This window comes from Jiangella endophytica, from assembly GCF_003427025.1.
Classification (GTDB): domain Bacteria; phylum Actinomycetota; class Actinomycetes; order Jiangellales; family Jiangellaceae; genus Jiangella; species Jiangella endophytica.
The window spans coordinates 1-437 of sequence record NZ_QVAI01000069.1 but is presented as its reverse complement, the minus strand read 5'-3'; the positions used below and the strand labels follow the sequence as shown (position 1 = coordinate 437).

Here is a 437-nt window from a genome sequence, read left to right as displayed (position 1 = left end):
CGACGGCGTCCGGTGAGCGTGCACGTCACCGTCCCGCTCACCACCCTCGCCGGCCTCACCGACCAACCCGGCCACCTCGACGGCTACGGACCCATCCCCGCCCACGTCGCCCGCGAACTCGCCACCGAAGGCGTCTGGACCTGGCTACGAACCGACCCAGCGACCGGCCACCTCCTCGACACGAGCCGCACCACCTACCGGCCGACCCAAGCACTGGCCGACTTCATCACCGCACGCGACACCACCTGCCGCGCCCCCGGCTGCCACCGCACCGCGACCACCTGCGACATCGACCACATCACCCCGTTCGCGGCCGGCGGCACCACCACACCCGACAACCTCCACACCCTCTGCCAAACCCACCACCTCCTCAAACACCACGGCCACTGGACCGTCCGCCGAGCACCCGACGGCACCACCCGATGGCGCAGCCCCAC

Annotated in this window: 1 protein-coding gene; it reads left to right on the top strand. The window is 71.6% G+C overall.

Features of this window, described 5'->3' with window-relative positions; all coding sequences use genetic code 11:
• Positions 1 to 12: 12 nt before the first annotated feature.
• The coding region (locus DZA62_RS35295) for an HNH endonuclease signature motif containing protein (RefSeq protein ID WP_232827688.1) at positions 13 to 437 on the top strand (425 nt) is incomplete at its 3' end.